Genomic DNA, 20563 nt, shown 5'->3' with positions numbered 1-20563 from the left:
GAGCAGGTCTCAACCGTGGTACCGGTGTCCCGTCCCGCAGGCGCCACCCGCACGACGCAGGTGGCGATCGTTGCATTGCCGCCCGTGTCGATGTCGGGTGTGGGTCCGATCGTCGATGCGTTGAACCTGGCGAACGAGATCGACGGGCGGCTTTTGTATCGCTGGCAGGTGTGTTCGTGGGACGGGCGGCCGGTGCCGCTCGCCGGCGGCGCGCAATGGCATGCCGATGCGGCGTTCAACGATGCGATCGCGTGCGACTGGTTGATCGTCGTGTCGGAGCGGTTTCAGCAGTTTGCCGATTACCGGTTGTTTCTCGCGAGTCTTGCCCGGGTCGGGCAGCGCACGCCGGTCGTGACCGGCATTCACCACGGCGTGTGGTGGCTCGCGATGGCGGGGCAGCTTTCCGGGTATCGCGTGAGCGTGAACTGGGAGACGTACCAGCAGTTCGCCGAACAGTTCGAGCGGTCGATCGTCACGCAGCAGATCTTCGAGATCGATCGCGATCGGGCGACCTGTGCCGGTGGGCAGGCGACCGTCGACTTCATGCTGGCCATGATCGGCCGGGAACATGGGGCGGATCTCGCGGAGCGGATTGCCGATGCGCTGGGCGTCGGGGCGCTGCGCAGCGGCGAGGAGCGGCAGCGGATTCCTTTCGTGACTGCGCCGGGCGAGCGGCATCCCCGGTTGAACGACGCGTTGCTGTTGATGGAGGCCAATGTCGAGGATCCGTTGACGACCGATGAGATCGCCGGGTTGGTCGGCGTGTCGCGCCGACAGCTCGAGCGGCTCTTTCGGCAGTATCTCGGGGCGATGCCCTCCAAGTATTACCTCAATCTTCGGTTGCTCAAGGCACGGACGCAGTTGCAGCGGACCAGCAAGTCGGTGGTGCAGGTGAGTCTCGCTTGCGGGTTTTCTTCTGCTGCGCATTTTTCCAATGCCTATCGGGAAAGGTTCGGCGTCACGCCGCGAGAAGATCGGCGAGCCTGGCTCGAGAAGCAGACCGGCGGGGGCAGCGAGCCTCGAGGGGGAGCGCTCGTTGAGCGGGGGAAGGATTGAGGGTGGTTTTTGGGGTGGGCTGTTCGCGGGTTTGCTCGCGGTTTTCGTGAAATGCCTGTGATCGTGTCGGTCCATTAGCGTCGCCCCTGCGCGGGGCGGCGGTTACTTTTCTTTGTCTTGCCAAAGAAAAGTAACCAAAAGAAAGGCGCTCGAAAACGCATGACCTCCCGGTGCCATGGCCATCAGAGTGGTCCGCACAAAAGTGTCCGCGTCAGTCAGGACAACGGAGTGGTTCGAGCAATGGTTCTGACACCACTCACTACCCCACGGAGCGGTATACCATCCGCTCGCTCCATCCTCGCTACGCTCGGCTGCAAGGTACTTCAGGGCGTGCGGTTGCGTTCGTGCTCCTCCACGAACTGTCAGTGCCGGGCACTCTTTCTGCTCTCGGCATTTATATGGTCGGATCGTTTGACGATCGGCGTTCTCTGATCGCATTTGCAACCCCCATTTTCTCGCGAGGCTTTCCTACGTATCGAAAATACAGTGGGCCCGGTGAGGACGGGCAATGTCGGCATGGGGCGGGGATGGACCTGTCGGCCGAGCGAAGCGAGGACGGAGCTAGCGGATGGTATACCGCTCCGTGGGGTAGTGAGTGGCGTCAGAACCATTGCTCGAACCACTCCGGGTTCGTGACTGGCGCGGACACTTTTGTGCGGACCACTTTGCAGGCTATGGCACCGGGAAGTCATGCGATTTCGAGCGCCTTTCTTTTGGTTACTTTTCTTTGGCAAGACAAAGAAAAGTGACCGCCGCCCCGCGCAGGGGCGACGCTAATAGACCGACGCGATCGCAGGTGCTTCACGACCAACCCGAGCGGCCCCCCACAAGCTCCCAAAAATACGAACCAAGCCCCGCCCCCCGCCCGAGAGGGCAAAATGACGCGCACTATCCGCTTCCGATAGAACCCGTCGCAATTCCGCAAGACGCTTGCGCCACCCTTACCTAAACTTGAACCTGTTGAACCCTCTTACGAAACCGAAAGGAACGACCATGACGACCTCGACCGTGACCCGCCAGACATTCGACGAAGTGATGGTGCCGGTATTTTCCCCCGCCCCGTTCGTGCCGGATCGCGCAGAGGGCTCCCGCGTGTGGGACACGGCTGGCCGCGAATACATCGATTTCGCGTGCGGCATCGCGGTGACGTCGCTCGGCCACGGCCACCCGGAACTGCTGAGGGTGCTCGACGAACAAAGCCGCAAGCTCTGGCACATCGGCAACGGCTACACGAACGAGCCGGTGCTGCGCCTCGCGAAGCGCCTCGAATCGCTGACCTTCGCCGACCGCGCGTTCTTCGCGAACTCGGGCGCGGAAGCGAACGAAGCCGCACTGAAGCTCGCGCGCCGCGTCGCGTTCGATCGCCACGGCGCCGACAAATTCGAAATCATCTCGTTCGTGCAGTCGTTCCACGGCCGCACGTTCTTCACCGTCAGCGTCGGCGGCCAGCCGAAGTACTCGGAAGGCTTCGGCCCGGTCCCGGCCGGCATCAAGCACCTGCCGTACAACGACATCGAAGCCGCGAAGGCCGCGATCGGCCCGCAAACCTGCGCGGTGATCGTCGAGCCGGTGCAGGGCGAGGGCGGCGTGATCCCGGCCGATCCGGCGTTCCTGAAGGCGCTGCGCGAAGCCTGCGACGCCAACGACGCACTGCTGATCTTCGACGAAGTGCAAACGGGCGTGGGCCGCACGGGCCAGTTCTACGCTTACATGGACACGGGCGTCACGCCGGACATCCTCACGACCGCTAAAGCGCTCGGCAACGGCTTCCCGATCGGCGCGATGCTGACGACGAACGAGCTGGCCGCGCACTTCAAGGTCGGCGTGCACGGCACGACGTACGGCGGCAACCCGCTCGCGTCGGCGATCGCGGACAAGGTCGTCGAACTGATCGGCGATCCGGCCCTGCTCGAAGGCGTGCGCGAACGCAGCGTGCGCCTGAAGGGCGCGCTCGAACGCATCAACGCGCGTTTCGGCATCTTCAAGGACGTCCGCGGCAAGGGCCTGCTGGTCGGCGCGGAACTCACCGCCGCATTCGACGGCCGCGCGAAGGACTTCGTCACCGCCGCCGCCGAGCACGGCCTGATCATGCTGATCGCCGGCCCGAACGTGCTGCGCTTCGTCCCGTCGCTGGTGATCCCGTTCGACCTGCTCGACGAAGGCACGAAGCGCTTCGAGAAGGCGGTCGAACACGTGCTCGCCGCACAGGAAGCCACCGCGCGCTGAGCGGCGCGCCCATCGCAGACAGGAACGACGATGCTATTTGTTCGCCCCGGCAAACTCACGGATCTCGATGCGCTCGCGCACATGGCGCGCACCGCGCAGCCGGTCCTGCACTCGCTGCCGCACGACCGCGCGGCGCTCGAAGCGCGCGTGGCGCTCTCCGAGGATTCGTTTCGCGCGGACGTCGACTTCGCCGGCGAGGAGTTCTATCTGTTCGTGCTCGAGGATTCGTCGACGGGCAAGCTGCTCGGCACGGCGAGCATCGTGGCCGCGGCCGGCTACTCGGAACCGTTCTACGCGTTCCGCAACGACGCACTGATCCACGCGTCGCGCGAGCTGCACGTGAACCGCAAGATCCACGCGCTCACGATGTCGCACGAGCTGACCGGCAAGAGCCGCCTCGCGGGCTTTTACGTCGATCCGTCGCTGCGCGGCGACGCGGCCGCGCACCTGATCTCGCGCGCCCGGATGATGTACATCGCCGCGAACCGGCGCCGCTTCACGCCGGAAGTGTTCACGCTGCTGCTCGGCGTGAGCGACGGCACCGGCGCATCGCCGTTCTGGGAAGCGGTGGGCCGCAAGTTCTTCGGCCGCGATTTCACCGACGTCGACATCGCATCGGGCGGCCGCAGCCGCACGTTCATCGCGGAAGTGATGCCGGCCTATCCGCTCTACGTGCCGCTGCTGCCGGAAGCCGCGCAGCGCGTGCTCGGCGAGCCGAACGAAACGGCGTTGCTCGCGTACGACATCCATCTCGAGGAAGGTTTCGAGCCCGACCGCTTCGTCGACATCTTCGACGCCGGCCCGGTGTTGACCGCGCAGGTCGACCGCACCGCGTGCGTGAAGCACGGCTCGGAGCGCGTCGTGCGCGAGGCCGCGCATCAGCAGGGCGACGTCGCGTACATGGTGTCGACGGGCAGCGGCGAATCGTTCCGCTGCGTGCTGGCCGACCTGCCGGGCGACGCGCACGATGCGCCGCTGGCCGGCGACGTGCGCGCGGCGCTCGATGTGAAGGAAGGCGATGTGGTGCGCTGCGTGCCGCTGCATCGCCGCAGCGATGAAGATTTGACGGGAGACGCAGCATGATCGTCGTTCGGGTCGTACAAACGGGCGACGTCGACGCGCTCGTGTCGCTCGCGCAGGAAACCGGGCCGGGCCTGACCACGTTCAAGCCCGACCGCGACGCGCTCGCCGCGCGCATCGAGCGCTCGCGCCGCACGCTCGAAGGCCGGGCCGCACCGGGCGAGGCCGGCTACTTCTTCGTGATGGAAGACTCGAAGACGGGCGACATCGCGGGCGTGTGCGGAATCGAAACGCAGGTCGGCCTCGAGCAACCGTTCTACAACTACCGCGTGAGCACGGTCGTGCACGCGAGCCAGGAGCTCGGCGTGTGGACGCGGATGCACGCGCTGAACATCTCGCACGACCTGACGGGCTATGCGGAAGTGTGCTCGTTGTTCCTGAGCCCGCGCTATCGCACGGGCGGCGTCGGCGGCCTGCTGTCGCGCTCGCGCTTCATGTTCATCGCGCAATTCCGCGACCGCTTTCCGGAACGCATCTGCGCGGAACTGCGCGGCCACTTCGACGAGGACGGCACGTCGCCGTTCTGGCGCGCGGTCGGTTCGCACTTCTACCAGATCGATTTCAACGCGGCCGACTACCTCAGCTCGCACGGCCGCAAGTCGTTCCTCGCGGAACTGATGCCGCGCTACCCGGTGTACGTCGACCTGTTGCCGCAGGACGCGCAGGACGCGGTCGGCCTTACGCATCGCGACACGCTGCCGGCCCGCAAGATGCTCGAAGCGGAAGGGCTGCGTTACCAGAATCACGTCGACATCTTCGATGCGGGCCCCGTGCTCGAATGCCACGTCAACGACCTGCGCACGGTGCGCGAGAGCGTCGTCGTACCGGTCGCGATCGGCGTGCCCGATGCACGTGACGACGCGCCGAAGTCGCTCGTGTCGAACACGTCGCTCAACGATTTCCGCGTCGGCGTGGCGCCGGGCGTGGTCGCGAACGGCTCGTTCGTGCTGTCGGCCGACGATGCCGCCGCGCTCGACGTGAAGGCCGGCGACCCGGTCCGCGTGCTGCCGCTCAAAGTCAAACAGGGATAAACGAATCATGACGGAACTCTTCATCGACGGCGCCTGGGTCGCAGGCTCGGGCCCCGTCTTCGCTTCGCGCAACCCGGGCACCGACGCTGTCGCGTGGCAGGGCGAAAGTGCGTCGGCGGCGGACGTCGACCGTGCGGTCGCGAGCGCGCGCCGTGCGTTCGCCGGCTGGTCGGCGCTCGACTTCGAAGCCCGCTGCGAGATCGTCCAGCGCTTCGCCGCGTTGCTCGCCGAACGCAAGGAAGCGCTCGCGACCGCGATCGGCCGCGAGACGGGCAAGCCGCTGTGGGAAGCGCGCACCGAAGTCGCGTCGATGGCGGCGAAGGTCGGCATCTCGATCCAGGCGTATCGGGAGCGCACCGGCGAGAAGCGCCAGGACATGGCCGACGGCGTCGCGGTGCTGCGTCACCGGCCGCACGGCGTCGTCGCGGTGTTCGGCCCGTACAACTTCCCCGGCCACTTGCCGAACGGTCATATCGTGCCGGCGCTGATCGCCGGCAACACGGTCGTGTTCAAGCCGTCCGAACTCGCACCAGGCGTTGCGCGCGCAACGGTCGAGGTATGGAAGGAAGCCGGGCTGCCGGCCGGCGTGCTGAACCTCGTGCAGGGCGAGAAGGATACCGGCATCGCGCTCGCGAACCATCGGCAGATCGACGGGCTGTTCTTCACCGGCAGCTCGGATACCGGCACGCTGCTGCACAAGCAGTTCGGCGGCCGTCCGGAAATCGTGCTCGCGCTCGAGATGGGCGGCAACAACCCGCTCGTGATCGGCGAAGTCGAGGACATCGACGCGGCCGTGCATCACACGATCCAGTCGGCGTTCCTGTCGGCCGGTCAGCGCTGCACGTGCGCGCGCCGCATCTTCGTGCCGCAGGGCGCGTTCGGCGACCGCTTCCTCGCGCGCTTCGCCGACGTCACGTCGAAGATCACCGCCGACGTGTTCGACGCCGATCCGCAGCCGTTCATGGGCGCGGTGATCTCGGCACGCGCGGCCGCGAAGCTCGTCGACGCGCAGGCGCGCCTGGTCGAGCAGGGCGCGAAGCCGATCGTCGCGATGACGCAGCGCGATCCGCGCCTCGGCTTCGTGAACGCCGCGATCGTCGACGTGACGGGCGTCGCGAACCTGCCGGACGAGGAGCACTTCGGTCCGCTCGCGCAGATCGTCCGCTATGCGACGTTCGACGACGCGATCGAGCGCGCGAACGACACGGCGTTCGGCCTGTCCGCGGGCCTGCTGGCCGACGACGCGAAGGTGTGGGAACACTTCCGCCGCATGATCCGCGCCGGGATCGTCAACTGGAACCGGCCGACCAACGGCGCGTCGTCCGCCGCGCCGTTCGGCGGCACGGGCCGCTCGGGCAACCATCGCCCGAGCGCGTATTACGCGGCCGATTACTGCGCGTATCCGATGGCGTCGGTGGAAAGCACGCAACTGACTTTGCCCGCGAGCCTGTCGCCGGGCCTGCATTTCTGATCGAGGGAACGACGATGAACGCACAAGAAGCCAATTTCGACGGGCTCGTCGGCCCGACCCACAACTACGCCGGGCTGTCGTTCGGCAACGTGGCGTCGCTGAACAACGAGAAGTCGGCCGCGAACCCGAAGGCCGCCGCGAAGCAAGGGCTGCGCAAGATGAAGCAGCTCGCGGATCTCGGCTTCGCGCAAGGCGTGCTGCCGCCGCAGGAGCGGCCGTCGCTGCGCCTGCTGCGCGAGCTCGGCTTCTCGGGCAAGGACGCCGACGTGATCGCGAAGGCCGCGAAACAGGCGCCCGAGCTGCTCGCCGCGGCGAGCTCGGCGTCGGCGATGTGGACCGCGAACGCGGCCACCGTCAGCCCGTCGGCGGATACGAGCGACGGCCGCGTGCACTTCACGCCGGCGAACCTGTGCAGCAAGCTGCATCGAGCGATCGAACACGAAGCGACGCGCCGCACGCTGTCGACGCTGTTCGCGGACCCCGCGCACTTCGCGGTGCATGAAGCGCTGACGGGCACGCCGGCGCTCGGCGACGAAGGCGCGGCGAACCACACGCGCTTTTGCGCCGAATACGGCAAGCCCGGTATCGAGTTCTTCGTGTACGGCCGCGCCGAATACCGCCGCGGCCCGGAGCCGAAGCGCTTCCCGGCACGCCAGACCTTCGAGGCGAGCCGCGCGGTCGCGCATCGTCACGGGCTCGCCGAGGAGGCGACGGTCTACGCGCAGCAGGATCCGGACGTGATCGATGCGGGCGTGTTCCACAACGACGTGATCTCGGTCGGCAACCGCGATACGCTGTTCACGCACGAGCGCGCGTTCGTCAACAAGCAGGCGATCTACGATACGTTGACCGCCGCGCTCGACGCGCGCGGTGCGCGCCTGAACGTGATCGAGGTGCCGGACGCGGCCGTGAGCGTGAACGACGCGGTGACGTCGTACCTGTTCAACAGCCAGCTGCTGTCGCGCGCGGATGGGTCGCAGGTGCTCGTCGTGCCGCAGGAATGCCGCGAGAACGCGAGGGTCGCCGCCTATCTCGACCAGCTCGCGGCCGGCAACGGCCCGATTCGCGACGTGCTCGTGTTCGACCTGCGCGAAAGCATGAAGAACGGCGGCGGCCCCGCGTGCCTGCGCCTGCGCGTCGTGCTGACCGAAGCGGAGCGCGCGGCCGTCACGTCGAACGTGTGGATCAACGATACGCTGTTCGCGTCGCTCGACGCGTGGATCGACAAGCACTATCGCGATCGCCTCGCACCGGAAGACCTCGCCGATCCGGCGCTGCTCGCCGAGTCGCGCACGGCGCTCGACGACCTCACGCAGATCTTGCGCGTCGGGTCGCTGTATGACTTCCAGCGCTGAGGCACGGATGCCGGCTGCCGCGCTGCTCGACGATTTTCTCGCGTTCACGCTGGCCGGCGGGGCGCCGGTCGACCGGGACGGCGCCTGCGCGGGCGGTGCGGTGCGCTGGCAATGGCTCGGCGACGGGCTGCTCGCGTTCGAACCGGCCGCGGCCGGCGCCGCGGCGCGCGCGAGCGTGCTCGTGTCGGCCGGCGTGCACGGCGACGAGACCGCGCCGATCGAGCTGCTGTCGATGCTCGTGCGCGATCTGGCGTCGGGCGCGCTGCCGCTCGCGTGCCGGCTGCTCGTCGTGCTCGGCAACGTGCCGGCGATGCGCGCGGGCCAACGCTATTTCGACGACGACCTGAACCGGCTGTTCGGCGGTCGTCACGCACAGGCGCCCGCGAGCCGCGAAGCGCCGCGCGCCGCGCAACTCGAAGCGGCGGCTTCCGCATTCTTCGCGGCGGCGCCGGCAGCCGGCGCACGCTGGCACATCGACATGCACACGGCGATTCGCGCGTCGGTGTTCGAGCAATTCGCGCTGCTGCCGTACACGGGCACGCCGCCCACGCGCGCGATGGTCGAATGGCTCGGCGACGCCCGCATCGCGGCCGTGCTGCTGCATACGGCGAAAGGCAACACGTATTCGCATTTCACGGCCGAGCATTGCGGCGCGCTCGCGTGCACGCTGGAACTCGGCAAGGTGCGGCCGTTCGGCCAGAACGACCTGACGCGCTTCGCGCCGGCCGACCGCGCGGTGCGCAAGCTCGTGTCGGCTGGGGCGACGGACGTCGATGCCGCGGGCGGCCATCCGTCGCTGCCGCGCGTCTTCACGGTGATCGATCAGATCACGAAGCAGAGCGACGCGCTCGAGCTGTTCGTCGCGGCCGACGTCGCGAACTTCACCGCGTTCCCGCGCGGCACTGTGCTCGCGCAGGACGGCGACTATCGCTACACGGTGCAGCACGACGAGGAGCGCATCGTGTTCCCGAACCCGACCGTGAAGCCGGGGTTGCGCGCGGGCCTGCTCGTCGTCGATACGACGCGCGACACGCTGGCCGCGCTCGTCTGATCGATGCGCGATCGGGCGGGCTGCTGCGCGTCGCGGCCCGCGCATGGTTCGCGATCCATTCATTTTTGCGATGACGCCCGCACGCCGTGCCCACGGCGTGGGCGCCGCGCTTGCGTATTTGCGACACCGTCTTGCAAGTTCGACAGGTCGCGTGGCGGCCGCCGGGTACGCAGCGCAGCATCGCGTATCGGCGGTCGCTTTGCCATATCGGGCCGCACGGATTGGTACAATCGCGGCCTTGCGACTGTTGCGTCGCATCACGGCGCGGCGTCGGCATTGCCGGGGTCATCCGACCCTGCGATGATGCCTGCGCCCGTCGTTCCGGAACATTCGAGTATCGAGGAGAACACCTGATGAAGTTGGATTGGCGTAAAGTGGCCGCGCATGCGGTGGTGGCGGCATCGGCCGTGGCGGCAGGCAGCGCGTTTGCCGCGGATCTGAAGGAGATCCGGTTCGGCGTCGAGGCCTCGTACGCACCGTTCGAATACAAGACGCCCGACGGCAAGCTGACCGGCTTCGACATCGATATCGGCAACGCGGTGTGCGCGAAGCTGAAGACGAAGTGCGTGTGGGTCGAGAACGACTTCGACGGCCTGATCCCGGCGCTGCAGGCGCGCAAGTTCGACGCGATCAACTCGGACATGACGATCACCGACCAGCGCAAGCACGCGATCGCGTTCACCGACCCGATCTACACGATTCCGAACCAGCTGATCGCGAAGCAGGGCAGCGGCCTGCTGCCGACCCCGCAATCGCTGAAGGGCAAGCGCGTCGGCGTGCTGCAGGGCACGATCCAGGAAGCGTACGCGAAGAAGAAGTGGGCGCCGGCCGGCGTCGAAGTCGTGCCGTACCAGACGCAGGATCTGGCGTACGCCGATCTGAAGTCGGGCCGTCTCGACGCAACCTTCCAGGATTCGGAAGCCGGCTCGAAGGGCTTCCTGACGAAGCCGCAAGGCCAGGGCTTCGCGTTCGCGGGCGGCACGGTCAGCGACACCGAGATCCTCGGCTCGGGCGTCGGCTTCGGCCTGCGCAAGAACGACGCGGCGCTGAAGACCGCGCTCGATCAGGCGCTGAAGGAACTGAAGGCCGACGGCACGATCGACAACCTCGCGAAGAAGTACTTCAGCGTGCCCGTCACGCTCAAGTAAGCGTTTCGTTCGATCGCACGATGGTAAAAAACCGGCCGCCGATGCGGCCGGTTTGCTTTGGTGGAGCGCAAACGGCGGTGGGGCGGAGCGTCAGCCGGGCGGCGCGGGAAAGAACCGCCCGAGCTCGCGCGCGAGGTCGTTGAGCACGGCCATCTCCTGCTGCGAGATCTTGCGCGCGGGCTGCACGCCGGCCCAGTCGCCGTACAGCAGCGCGACGCTCGTTGCGCCGACGCGCACGGGCAGCAGCACGAACGCGCGCGTGTCGTCGAACGCGTCGAGGTACCACGCGGGCAGGCGCTTCATCATCTTCGGCTCCTGCGCCTGCTCGATGAAGATCCCGACCGAGTTCGAGATCGCGAGATGAAACACGTCCGGCTCGAAGCGCTCGTCGAAGCGCAGCCGGTCGAGCGCCGTATCGACGCCTGGGCCGAAACCCAGACGCGCGGCGAACGTGCCGTCGTCGTGACGCACGAACATCACGGTGCGCGTGAAGGCGAGGCCGGCCAGCAGGCTTTCCGACGCGAGCGCGAGCACCGGCGTCAGCACGTGCTCGGACGGCAGCGCGCGCAGGTCCGCGAGGCCGGCTTCGAGGCATGCCTCGGGCTCGGCCTGCGCGCGCGCGATCGCATCGGCGTTCGCGCGCAGCTCGACGATCTCGCGCATCACGGTGTCGCTCGCTTCCTCGCGCGCGAGGCGCTCGGCGATCTCGACGAGCGCCGCGGGTTCCATGCCGAGTGTCGGGCTGCAGTGCAGCGCGAGCGCCGCGACGCGCGCGTCGCGCTGCGGGCCGGCCGGCAGCGCGAGCGCACTGGCGACGTCGGTCGAGCAGCGGCTCACCGCGCGCAGCCAGCGGATGCGGTCGGCCGGGCCGCGGTCGGCCGGGCCGTCGTCGGCGGCGACCGCCGGGCAGCAGCCGCCGCCGTCATCGTCGAACGCGTCGGCACAGGTCGCGTGACCGTCGTCGTTGGCCATCCCCGCGCGGATCACGTCGGGCAATCGCCAGCGCGCGGCCGCCTCGAGGCCGATCTCGTCGAAGCCGACGCCGAGCACCTCGGCGCAGGCGGCCGATTCGTCGCCGTTCAGCTCGGCCGCGCGGCGGCGGATGCGGTCCCATTCGCTGTCGAGATAGCAGACCACCAGCAGCTTGCCGACCTGGCGCATCAGCGTGCAGACGACGGCCTCCTCGCCCGCGCGCAGTTCGACGCGCTCGGTGAGCTTGCGCGCGACGCAGCCGGACAGCAGCGCGCGGTTCAGCTCCAGCTTCGCGTCGATGCGACGCGGCGTGCTCTGATGGAAATGGTCGACGAGCTTGAGCCCGACGACGAGATGGCCGACGGCGTCCATGCCGAGCACCATCAGCGCGCGCGTCACGGTGGTGATGTTGCCGCCGAACGCCATGTACATCGCGGAATTCGCGAGGCGCAGCACTTTCTGCGTGAGCGCGAAGTCCGACAGCACGACGCGCACGAGCGCGGTGAAGTCGAGGTCGTCGTTCTTCATCGCGGCCATCGTCGCGCGCAGCGATTCCGACAGCAGCGGGAAATCGCCCCGTTCGTTCATCCGGGCCCACAGCTTGTCGAGCAGCGCGGTGCGGGGCAGGTGTTCGGTGATTGACATACGGATCTGTTCGGTTCGCCGCGCGCGTCAGGCGGCGGCGTGCAGGTGCAGCTGCTGCGCCTCGAAGCGCCGCGCGAGCTCCTCGGACGGCAGCGCCTGGCAGACGAGCCAGCCCTGGATGTGATTGCAGCCCATCTCCGTCAGCAGCTCGCGCTGCGCCTCGGTCTCGACGCCTTCGGCGACGAGCTCGAGATCCAGTGTTTGCGCGAGGCCGACCACCGCCGACACGATCGCGCGGTCGTTGCGCGACGTCAGCAGGTTCTCGACGAAACTGCGGTCGATCTTCAGCTTCGCGAGCGGGAAGCGCTGCAGATAGGCGAGGCTCGAATAGCCGGTGCCGAAATCGTCGATCGCGAAGCGGATGCCGAGGCCGGTCAGCTCCTCGAGCAGCATTTTCGCGTGCGCGGGATCGTGCATCAGCAGGCTTTCGGTGATTTCGAGCACGATACGGCGCGGGTCGATGCCGGTCAGCGCGATCGCCTCGCGCACGCTTTGCGTGAAGCGCGGGTCGCGGAACTGCTGCGGCGACACGTTGACCGCCACGTATTGCAGCGCGAGCCCCTGGCCGTCCCACGCGACGAGCTGCATGCACGCGGCCTTGAGCACCCAGTTGCCGAGGTAGTTGATCAGCCCGATCGATTCGGCGAGCGGGATGAAGGTGGCTGGCGGCACGAGGCCGTGCACCGGATGGCGCCAGCGGATCAGCGCCTCGACGCCGACCACCGCGCCCGACTGGCTGCGCGTGATCGGCTGGAAATGCAGCGAAAACTCGCCGTTGCGCACGCCGTCGTACAGGTCGGCTTCGAGCTTGAGCCGTTCGGCGTCGGCCGGGTCGTCGACGGGCGCATGGAACGCGAGCGCGTTGCCGCCCGATGCCTTCGCCTGCGCGAGCGCGTGGTCGGCGCGGCGCAGCAGCGGGCTGTGGTGCTGCGCCCGATGTGGCGCGGCACGTTCGTCGGGGTAGAGCGCGATGCCGATGCTCGCGGACAGGTGCACGGTCTGCCCCTGGTACACGTAGGGCTCGCGCACCGCGGCCTGCAGCCGGCGCGCGAGCGCATCGGCGGTCTGGCTCGCCTGCGTGCGGTCCGGTGCGCCCAGCACGACCGCGAACTTGTCGCTCGCGACGCGCGCGAGCCGCTCGTTCGGCGTGACGAGCGCCTTCAGCCGCTGCGCGGTCTCGCGCAGCAACATGTCGCCCGCGTCGTAGCCGAGCGCGCGGTTGATCCGCTGGTAGTCGTCGAGGTCGAGCAGCAGCAGCGCCGCGCAGGTGCCGTCCTCGTCGGCGGTCTGCTGCGCGCGCATCAGCGCCGGCACGAGCGCGGACAGGTTGTCGAGCCCCGTCATCGGGTCGTGGTGCATTTCGTACGTCAGGCGTGCCTCGAGCGCGCGCCACGACGACACGTCGAAGGCCGCGATCGCGAAGCCGTCGACGCCGTGGTGGCGGCTCTTGAACGCGCGGACCTCGACGTCCAGCGGGTAGGTGAGCGACTTGACGATGCACATCGTCGCCTTCTCGACCTGGCCGGAACGTGCGGCACGGGCGAGCAGGCCTTCGAGCGCCGGGGTATCCTGTTCGGCGATCAGGTCGCGCAGCGTCAGCGTATGCAGGTAGTCGCGGTGATAGCCGATGAAGCGCAGGCTGGCGTCGGACACATACAGAAAGCGCAGTTCGCGGTCCACATGGGCGAGGAAATCCACCGTGCCGACCGTCTGTTCCAGCCAGTTGCGCACGGAATCGTCGCGGCGCGGCGCGACGGCGCGCGCGGGCATCAGCGCGCCGCCCGACCGGGCGAAGCGGCGCAGCGTATGCAAGGCGCTGCGCCAGGAGCCCTTGCGTGACGTCTGTTTCCTGTTGGCTTCCATGTTTCTCGCTGACGTGAAGGGCTGGAACCAGTTGTCCGGAAGGAATAACGGCAGACTGTGCGGAATCTTTAACGGGCCGGCCGCGGGCGGCGCTGCCGCGGATCCGGATCATCGACACGGGTGTTCGGCAGGCGAACGCTCTCGTGGCCTACATCGGGCTGACTTTATAAGAAATGAGGACGCAGATGAAGCGAAAACTGTTGCTGGGCGCCATGGCGGCGCTGGTGGCCGGCCATGCACTGCTGGCGCAGGCGGAACTGAAGCCGGGCGCCGCGGCGCCCGATTTCACGACGCAGGCGTCGCTGGGCGGCAAGACTTACACGTACTCGCTCGCGGACGCCCTGAAGCAGGGGCCGGTCGTGCTGTATTTCTATCCGGCGGCGTTCACGAAAGGCTGCACGATCGAGGCGCATGCGTTCGCGGACGCGGTCGACCGTTACAAGGCTTACGGCGCGACGGTGATCGGCGTGTCGGCCGACAACATCGACACGCTGACGAAGTTCTCGGTGAGCGAGTGCCGGAGCAAGTTCCCGGTGGCGGCCGATCCGGATGCGAAGATCATCCGCGAATACGACGCGAAACTGCCGGCGCTCGACCGCGCGAACCGCGTGTCCTACGTGATTTCGCCGGAAGGGAAGATTCTCTACGAATACACGAGCCTGTCGCCCGACAAGCACGTCGAGAACACGCTCGCCGCAGTGAAGGCGTGGGCCGACGCGCATCCGAAGCAGTAAGCGGCTGCCCCGCGCGTGAAAACGGCCCGTCGTGCGGGCCGCGGACACGGGCATGCGCCGCCTGCCGGCGGCGCGCAGCGGGCCGTTACGCGCGCAAGGCCTGTTCGATCGGCACGCTGCCGCCGACGAAGCCGACGACCTTGCGCGAGATGCCGAGCTTGATCGCCTCGATCGCGGCCCATGCCACGTCCTGGCGCGAGACGGGCGGCGCGGGCTCGAGCCACGTGTCGGTCAGCGCGATCTTGCCGACGCCCGGGTCGTCCGTGAGCGGGCCCGGGCGCAGGATCACGTAGTCGACGCCCGACGCGATCACGCGATCGTCGCCTTCGCGCTTCATCTGCGAATAGTGGTGCAGCGCGTCCGGCCCCTGCTCGGGCCGGTATGCGGACAGCGAACTGACCACCACGAGCTTCTGCGCGTTGTAGGCGAGCGCGTACTCGGCCGCGCGGGCGACTGCGTCGCGGTCGACCTGTTCCTCTTCGGTCGCGCCTTCCGATTCGGCCGACCCTGCCGCGTAGATCACGTGCGTGATGCCCTGGAACGCGTGCGAGAAATCGTTCGTCAGATCGGCCTCGACGACCCGCGCGCCGGGCAGCGCATAGCCGTGCCGGCGCACGAGCGCCGTGAGCTCGAACTCCGGCTGCTCGAGCAGCAGATCCGCGCAGGCCCGGCCCGTCCGTCCGGTCGCGCCAATCAGCAGTACCTTCGTCGTCATGAAACCGCTCCTTGCTCGATGCGTCATCCTCCCAGATAGGGACGGACGACCGATAACTCAAGTGTAATGTCGAATCGGCCCGGCGGCGGGCGCGTAATAAGGGGCATACCGGCGCGGGCATACCGGTACGGGCGTATCGGCGCGGGCATACCGGCACGGCTGGCGGCGTCCATTCGTTCACACGGATGCGGGAATGACGCGCCGACCGGCTATCATGTGCGCGATGCATTTTTCGCCGCTACGTGTGAACAACGCGTCGGCCCACCGGTTGGAGTACACATGGCATTACCCCTGGACAACGTGAGCATGGCCGTATTCTGCGACTTCGAGAACGTCGCGCTCGGCGTGCGCGACGCGAAGTACGAGAAATTCGACATCAAGCCCGTGCTGGAGCGGCTGCTGCTGAAAGGCAGCATCGTCGTGAAGAAGGCCTATTGCGACTGGGATCGCTACAAGGGCTTCAAGGCGTCGATGCACGAAGCCAGCTTCGAGCTGATCGAGATTCCGCACGTGCGCCAGTCGGGCAAGAATTCGGCCGACATCCGGCTCGTCGTGGACGCGCTCGATCTCTGTTACACGAAGTCGCACGTCGATACGTTCGTGATCATCAGCGGCGATTCGGATTTTTCGCCGCTCGTGTCGAAGCTGCGCGAGAACGCGAAGAAGGTGATCGGCGTCGGCGTGAAGAAATCGACGTCGGATCTGCTGGTCGCGAACTGCGACGAATTCATCTTCTACGACGATCTGGTGCGCGAGCAGCAGCGTGCGCTCGCGAAGCGCGAACAGCAGCAGCGGGCGAGCAACGGCGGTGCCAAGCGGCCCGACGAGCCGTCGCGCAAGCACGACATGGACGCGCGCAAGGCCGAGGCGATCGCGCTGGCGGTCGAGACGTTCGATGCGCTCGCGTCGGAGCGCGACGACGTCGGCAAGATCTGGGCGTCGGTGCTCAAGAGCGCGATCAAGCGCCGCAAGCCTGATTTCAACGAGTCGTACTACGGATTCCGCGCGTTCGGCAACCTGCTCGACGAGGCGCAGGCGCGCGGCCTGCTCGAAGTGGGGCGCGACGACAAATCGGGTGCGTTCGTGTCGCGGGCTCGCCAGTCGGCTGCAGCCGAGCCCGTCGCGGCAGGCGGTGAGGGCGGCGCGGCGTACCACGGCGCCCAGCGCGGCACGCGCGCGGCGGAGCCGGCGCCGACCGACCGCGGGGCGCGCCGGCGCGGGGAGCGGGCGGAAGCGGTCGTTCACGAAAGCGTGCAGGTCGACGCGGAAGACGCGGCGCTTGCCGAGGTCGCCGACGCGGCGCCGGCCGAAACGCGCGACACGTCCGACGTGGCCGAGGTGGCCGACGCGCATGGCGACGCGAAGGATGGCCGCAAGCGGGCGCGCAAGAGCGCGGCAAAGAAGACCGGCACGAAGAAGGGCGCGGCCGCGAAGGGCGCCGGTCGCCACGCGGCCGGCAAGCCGGACGCCGCCGCGCAGGGCGACGCGATGCAGGGGGGCGATGCGCACGCGCACGGCCAGCATGCGGACGAACCGCATCGCGACGCGGCACATGACGAGCGGCACGCGGCGGTGGCGGCCGCCGAGCCGGCGTCTCGCGCTTCCGGGGCCCGGAGTGAAGCCGTGCAGCCGTCGCACGATGTGGCGCCGGTCGAAGCGGCGGCCGACGAGGCTGCCGAAGCACCGGCCGCCGCCAAGCCGAAGAAGCCGGCCCGGAAGGCGGCGCCGCGTGCGCGTCGTCCGCGCAAGACGACGGTTGCCGCCGAGTAACGAGTAACGAGTAACGCGAGTAACGGCGGCCGGCGGCGGTCGCGCGCTCGGCCGGTTCTCGTCCGCAACCGGCCGACACCCGCGCCGCGCCATCCGGGCCGGTGCAATGCCGGCGCTGTCGCGCTAACCGTTCAGCACGTACGGCCGCGTCATCACCTCGAGGAAGTGACCGTCCGGATCGTCGAAGTACACGCCGCGTCCGCCGTTGTGGCGGTAGATATCGTCGGCTTGCCGTTTCGCGGGATCGGCCCAGTGCGGCAGCCCGCGTTCGCGAATGCGCGCGAGGACGCGATCGAAGCCGGCTTCGTCGATCAGGAACGCGTAATGCTGCGACCGGATCTCCCCCGCCTGTTCGTAAAAATCGAGCGACACGCCGTTGTCGAGCGCGACGACCAGCATCGCGCCGAATGGCGTCGGCGGCGGCAATTCCAGCAGTTCGGTGAGGAAGCGGCTCGACGCATGCTTGTCGCGGCACCAGACGATCGTGTGGTTGAGCTGGACGTTCATGGCGGGTTCCCGTGAACCGGGTGGCGGTGGGCATGGACACACGATAGTCGATCGCGGCCGGTCCGCAAGCGGGGGCCGGCGCGCGCCGGGCGGAGCGCGCCATTCGTCGGCTGAAACGATCTGGACGAACGGCTACTTTTTCGGGAGCAAAGGTCATTGGCGCCGCCTTTTGCGCCGCCAAGAATTCCTGTCAAGCCATCGCCGTCATCCGCCGGATGACGAACGGGCGATGCGCAACAGGGAGACAGACGATGCGCTTCATGCTGAACGGCCAACCGTTCGATTTCGACGGCGATCCCGATACGCCGCTCCTGTGGGTCATTCGCGACTCGGCCGGACTGACGGGCACCAAGTACGGCTGCGGCATCGGCGCGTGCGGCGCCTGCACCGTGCACCTCGACGGCGAAGCCGCACGCGCGTGCGTGCTGCCGGCGGCGAGTATCGCGGGCCGCGCGGTCACGACGATCGAAGGGCTGTCGCACGACCGCTCGCATCCGGTGCAGCGCGCGTGGATCGAGAAGGACGTGCCGCAATGCGGCTATTGCCAATCGGGGATGGTGATGGCGACGGCCGCGCTGCTTGCGCGCCACCGCAAGCCGACCGATGCGCAGATCGACGAGGTCATCACGAACCTGTGCCGCTGCGCGACCTATCAACGTATTCGCGAGGCGATCCATGTCGCGGCAGGTTGACGCGGTGCGGGTACTGCCCGTGCCGAACGCGGCGCGCCGCGTGTTCCTGAAGGGCGGAGCCGCGCTGGCGGGCAGCCTGCTGCTGCCGCTGGCGTTCGGCGACGTCGTGCACGCGGCCGGCGACGGCGCGCGCTTTCGCGAGATCAACGACTGGGTCCGCGTCGACGCGGACGGCAGGACGATCATCGGGTTGTCGCAGGCGGAAGTCGGACAGGGCGTCCATACCGGGCTGCCGCAGGTGCTGGCCGATGAGATGGACGCCGACTGGCGCAGCGTGACGATCGAGTTCGTCACCGGGCGCGACGCGTATCGGATCGACGCCGCGAACGAGGCGCCGCAGCAATTCGTCGGCGCATCGATGTCGGCGACGATGTTCTACACGCGGTTGCGGATCGCGGGTGCGCAGGCGCGATCCGCGTTCCTGCGGGCCGGCGCCGCGCGGCTGGGCGTGCGCGACACGCAGTGCGTGACGCGCGACGGCCGCGTCGTCCATGCGGCGAGCGGGCGTTCGCTGTCGTACGGCGCGCTCGTCGACGACGCGGCCACGCTGCCGCCCGATCCGCAGCCACGCCTGAAACCGGCGTCCGCGCACACGTTGATCGGCCGTCCGCTGCACAAGCTCGACGTGCCCGCGAAGGTCGACGGCAGCGCGATCTTCGGCATCGACGTGCGGGTGCCCGACATGCTGGTCGGCGCGCTGACGATGGCGCCGACGCTGAACGGCAAGCCGACCGCCGTGAAGAACCGCGACGCGCTGCGCGCGATGCCGGGCGTGACGGACGTCGTGCTCGCGAAGGACGCGGTGATCGTCGTCGCGCGCACCTACTGGCAGGCGAAGAAGGCATGCGACGCAGCGGACATCGTGTGGGACGCGGGCCCGACGCCGGCATTCGACAGTGCGACGATCCTCGCGCAGCGCAAGGGCGCGCTGCAGGCCGATCGCGCCGTGGTGGCGACGACGATCGGCGAGCCCGCGCGCCGGCTCGCGGAGGCCGACAGCATCGTCGAAGCCGATTACCACACCCCGTACATCGTTCACGCGACGATGGAGCCCGTCAACGCGACCGTGCACGTGCGGGCCGACGAGATCGAGGTCTGGGGGCCGATCCAGGGGCAGGACAAGGTGCGTTGGACGCTGTCGGCGCTGTTCGGCGTGCCGACCGAGCGCGTGATCGTCAACACGACGTTTCTCGGCGGCAGCTTCGGCCGCAAGTACGTGCCCGATTTCGTCGTGCATGCGGCCGTCGCGTCGAAGGCGGTCGGGCGACCGGTGAAGGTGATCCGCTCGCGCGAGGACGACATCCGTCACGGCTTCTACCGGCCGTGCGCGTCCGCGCGATTTCGCGCGGCGCTCGGCCGCGACGGTCTGCCGGTCGCGCTGCATGCGCGCGTCGCCGGCCATTCGCTGTATGCGGCGATCAAGCGCGACCGCTACGACAAGGCGGGCGGCTGGGACGAGACGATGCTCGACGGCCTGTACGACCTTTGCTACGACGTGCCGAACCTGCTGGTCGATTCGGTCACGGTCATGCAGCCGATTCCGGTCAGCTTCATGCGCAGCGTCGGCAGCACGTCGACCGTGTTTTTCCTTGAAAGCTTCGTGAACGAGCTCGCGCATACGGCGCGGGCCGACCCGGTGCAATACCGGCGCGCGTTGCTGAAGCACGATCCGCTCGCGCTGCGCGTGCTCGACGCGACGGCCGCGCGCGCGAACTGGTTCGGCCGCGCGCCGGCCGGCCTGTCGCGCGGGGTCGCGTACTCGCTGTACACCGGCCGCGGCGGCGCGTTCGGCACGTACGTCGCGGCGATCGCCGAGGTGCGCGTGACGCGCGGCAACGTGAAGCTCGAGCGGATCGTGTGCGGGATCGACTGCGGCCGCGCGATCAATCCGCTGCTGATTCGCGAGATGGTCGAAGGCGGCGTCGGCTTTGCGCTCACCAACACGTTCAGGAGCGAGATCACGTTCGAGCATGGCGCGGTCGTGCAGCGCAACTTTGCCGACTACCCGCTGCTCGGTCTGGCCGCGATGCCGAAGATCGAGGTCGTGATCGTCGACAGCGATCGCGATCCGCAAGGCTGCGGCGAAGTCGCGTTGCCGCCGGTCGCGCCGGCGGTGGCGGATGCGATCTGGCGTGCGACCGGCGAGCGGCCGCGCTCGATGCCGTTCGATACGCCGCTCGCGACCTGAACAACTTCGGTGTTCCCTCGAGGCTGGCGGTGCAGGTGCGCCGCCGGCCAATATCAAGC

General features: G+C 68.2%; 16 protein-coding genes. 12 read left to right on the top strand and 4 right to left on the bottom strand.

The window, feature by feature from the left end; all coding sequences use genetic code 11:
• Positions 1-15 precede the first annotated feature (15 nt).
• The 8 genes from WS96_RS26575 to WS96_RS26540 all read left to right on the top strand — a co-directional run bounded on the left by WS96_RS26575 (position 16) and on the right by WS96_RS26540 (position 10418).
• The gene (locus WS96_RS26575; protein ID WP_059782519.1) at positions 16-1056 is read left to right on the top strand and encodes a GlxA family transcriptional regulator; all 1041 of its coding nucleotides are present in this window, start codon (positions 16-18) and stop codon (positions 1054-1056) included.
• A gap of 993 nt (positions 1057-2049) precedes the next feature.
• The gene (locus WS96_RS26570; RefSeq protein WP_059836661.1) at positions 2050-3282 is read left to right on the top strand and encodes an aspartate aminotransferase family protein; all 1233 of its coding nucleotides are present in this window, start codon (positions 2050-2052) and stop codon (positions 3280-3282) included.
• A 30-nt stretch (positions 3283-3312) separates the two neighbouring features.
• Entirely contained in the window at positions 3313-4365 is a 1053-nt protein-coding gene (gene aruF / locus WS96_RS26565; RefSeq protein ID WP_034206826.1) for an arginine/ornithine succinyltransferase subunit alpha, read from the top strand.
• Entirely contained in the window at positions 4362-5393 is a 1032-nt protein-coding gene (gene astA / locus WS96_RS26560) for an arginine N-succinyltransferase (RefSeq protein ID WP_059836659.1), read from the top strand. The genes aruF and astA overlap by 4 nt, the downstream gene beginning before the upstream one ends.
• A 7-nt stretch (positions 5394-5400) precedes the next feature.
• Positions 5401-6864 (top strand): succinylglutamate-semialdehyde dehydrogenase, encoded by a 1464-nt coding sequence (gene astD, locus WS96_RS26555; RefSeq protein ID WP_059836657.1) that lies wholly within the window; start codon positions 5401-5403, stop codon positions 6862-6864.
• Positions 6865-6878: 14 nt separating this feature from the next.
• Positions 6879-8219 (top strand): N-succinylarginine dihydrolase, encoded by a 1341-nt coding sequence (gene astB, locus WS96_RS26550; RefSeq protein WP_059836656.1) that lies wholly within the window; start codon positions 6879-6881, stop codon positions 8217-8219.
• A gap of 7 nt (positions 8220-8226) precedes the next feature.
• Positions 8227-9270 (top strand): succinylglutamate desuccinylase, encoded by a 1044-nt coding sequence (gene astE, locus WS96_RS26545; RefSeq protein WP_059836654.1) that lies wholly within the window; start codon positions 8227-8229, stop codon positions 9268-9270.
• 353 nt (positions 9271-9623) lie between these two features.
• On the top strand, positions 9624-10418 hold the full coding sequence (locus tag WS96_RS26540) for an ABC transporter substrate-binding protein (RefSeq protein ID WP_006490898.1): 795 nt from the start codon (positions 9624-9626) through the stop codon (positions 10416-10418).
• A gap of 90 nt (positions 10419-10508) precedes the next feature.
• On the opposite strand, the gene WS96_RS26535 is transcribed toward WS96_RS26540, so the two are convergent.
• Positions 10509-12035 (bottom strand): HDOD domain-containing protein, encoded by a 1527-nt coding sequence (locus WS96_RS26535; protein WP_059836651.1) that lies wholly within the window; start codon positions 12033-12035, stop codon positions 10509-10511.
• Positions 12036-12062: 27 nt separating this feature from the next.
• Entirely contained in the window at positions 12063-13805 is a 1743-nt protein-coding gene (gene cdpA, locus WS96_RS26530; protein WP_218920992.1) for a putative bifunctional diguanylate cyclase/phosphodiesterase, read from the bottom strand.
• A gap of 278 nt (positions 13806-14083) precedes the next feature.
• Here cdpA and WS96_RS26525 point away from each other — a divergent pair, with 278 nt between their 5' ends.
• Positions 14084-14632, top strand: coding sequence for a peroxiredoxin (locus WS96_RS26525; protein ID WP_027783990.1), 549 nt, complete (start codon positions 14084-14086; stop codon positions 14630-14632).
• A gap of 85 nt (positions 14633-14717) precedes the next feature.
• On the opposite strand, the gene WS96_RS26520 is transcribed toward WS96_RS26525, so the two are convergent.
• A complete protein-coding gene (locus tag WS96_RS26520) occupies positions 14718-15347 on the bottom strand; it encodes an SDR family oxidoreductase (protein ID WP_034206834.1) in 630 nt (209 codons plus the stop codon).
• Positions 15348-15626: 279 nt separating this feature from the next.
• Here WS96_RS26520 and WS96_RS26515 point away from each other — a divergent pair, with 279 nt between their 5' ends.
• Complete coding sequence (locus WS96_RS26515) at positions 15627-17117, top strand: NYN domain-containing protein (RefSeq protein WP_059836650.1); 1491 nt, start codon at positions 15627-15629, stop codon at positions 17115-17117.
• Positions 17118-17240: 123 nt separating this feature from the next.
• Here the strand turns inward: WS96_RS26515 and WS96_RS26510 are convergent, their stop codons facing one another.
• Positions 17241-17624: a VOC family protein gene (locus tag WS96_RS26510; protein ID WP_059836649.1), complete on the bottom strand. Its 384-nt coding sequence runs from the start codon at positions 17622-17624 to the stop codon at positions 17241-17243.
• A 251-nt stretch (positions 17625-17875) separates the two neighbouring features.
• On the opposite strand from WS96_RS26510, the gene WS96_RS26505 reads away from it, so the two are divergent.
• Together WS96_RS26505 and WS96_RS26500 are read left to right on the top strand one after the other, a co-directional pair.
• Entirely contained in the window at positions 17876-18316 is a 441-nt protein-coding gene (locus WS96_RS26505) for a (2Fe-2S)-binding protein (protein ID WP_059836648.1), read from the top strand.
• Positions 18300-20504, top strand: a complete 2205-nt coding sequence (locus WS96_RS26500; RefSeq protein ID WP_059836647.1) for a xanthine dehydrogenase family protein molybdopterin-binding subunit — start codon at positions 18300-18302, stop codon at positions 20502-20504. Before WS96_RS26505 ends, WS96_RS26500 begins: the two co-directional genes overlap by 17 nt.
• The last annotated feature ends 59 nt before the right edge of the window (positions 20505-20563 follow it).

The sequence above is a fragment of the Burkholderia sp. MSMB1835 genome (assembly GCF_001526365.1).
Taxonomy (GTDB): domain Bacteria; phylum Pseudomonadota; class Gammaproteobacteria; order Burkholderiales; family Burkholderiaceae; genus Burkholderia.
Note: the sequence above shows the minus strand (reverse complement) of the source record. Positions and strands in the feature narration are given on the sequence as shown.

Bases quoted from the DNA above. Each gene is read 5' to 3' on its own strand.
- WS96_RS26510 (WP_059836649.1), bottom strand. From the start codon at position 17,624: ATGAACGTCCAGCTCAACCACACGATCGTCTGGTGCCGCGACAAGCAT.
- WS96_RS26535 (WP_059836651.1), bottom strand. From the start codon at position 12,035: ATGTCAATCACCGAACACCTGCCCCGCACCGCGCTGCTCGACAAGCTG.
- astB (WP_059836656.1), top strand. From the start codon at position 6,879: ATGAACGCACAAGAAGCCAATTTCGACGGGCTCGTCGGCCCGACCCAC.
- WS96_RS26515 (WP_059836650.1), top strand. From the start codon at position 15,627: ATGGCATTACCCCTGGACAACGTGAGCATGGCCGTATTCTGCGACTTC.
- WS96_RS26505 (WP_059836648.1), top strand. From the start codon at position 17,876: ATGCGCTTCATGCTGAACGGCCAACCGTTCGATTTCGACGGCGATCCC.
- astA (WP_059836659.1), top strand. From the start codon at position 4,362: ATGATCGTCGTTCGGGTCGTACAAACGGGCGACGTCGACGCGCTCGTG.
- astE (WP_059836654.1), top strand. From the start codon at position 8,227: ATGCCGGCTGCCGCGCTGCTCGACGATTTTCTCGCGTTCACGCTGGCC.
- WS96_RS26520 (WP_034206834.1), bottom strand. From the start codon at position 15,347: ATGACGACGAAGGTACTGCTGATTGGCGCGACCGGACGGACGGGCCGG.
- WS96_RS26540 (WP_006490898.1), top strand. From the start codon at position 9,624: ATGAAGTTGGATTGGCGTAAAGTGGCCGCGCATGCGGTGGTGGCGGCA.
- WS96_RS26525 (WP_027783990.1), top strand. From the start codon at position 14,084: ATGAAGCGAAAACTGTTGCTGGGCGCCATGGCGGCGCTGGTGGCCGGC.
- WS96_RS26570 (WP_059836661.1), top strand. From the start codon at position 2,050: ATGACGACCTCGACCGTGACCCGCCAGACATTCGACGAAGTGATGGTG.
- aruF (WP_034206826.1), top strand. From the start codon at position 3,313: ATGCTATTTGTTCGCCCCGGCAAACTCACGGATCTCGATGCGCTCGCG.
- astD (WP_059836657.1), top strand. From the start codon at position 5,401: ATGACGGAACTCTTCATCGACGGCGCCTGGGTCGCAGGCTCGGGCCCC.
- WS96_RS26500 (WP_059836647.1), top strand. From the start codon at position 18,300: ATGTCGCGGCAGGTTGACGCGGTGCGGGTACTGCCCGTGCCGAACGCG.
- cdpA (WP_218920992.1), bottom strand. From the start codon at position 13,805: ATGCCCGCGCGCGCCGTCGCGCCGCGCCGCGACGATTCCGTGCGCAAC.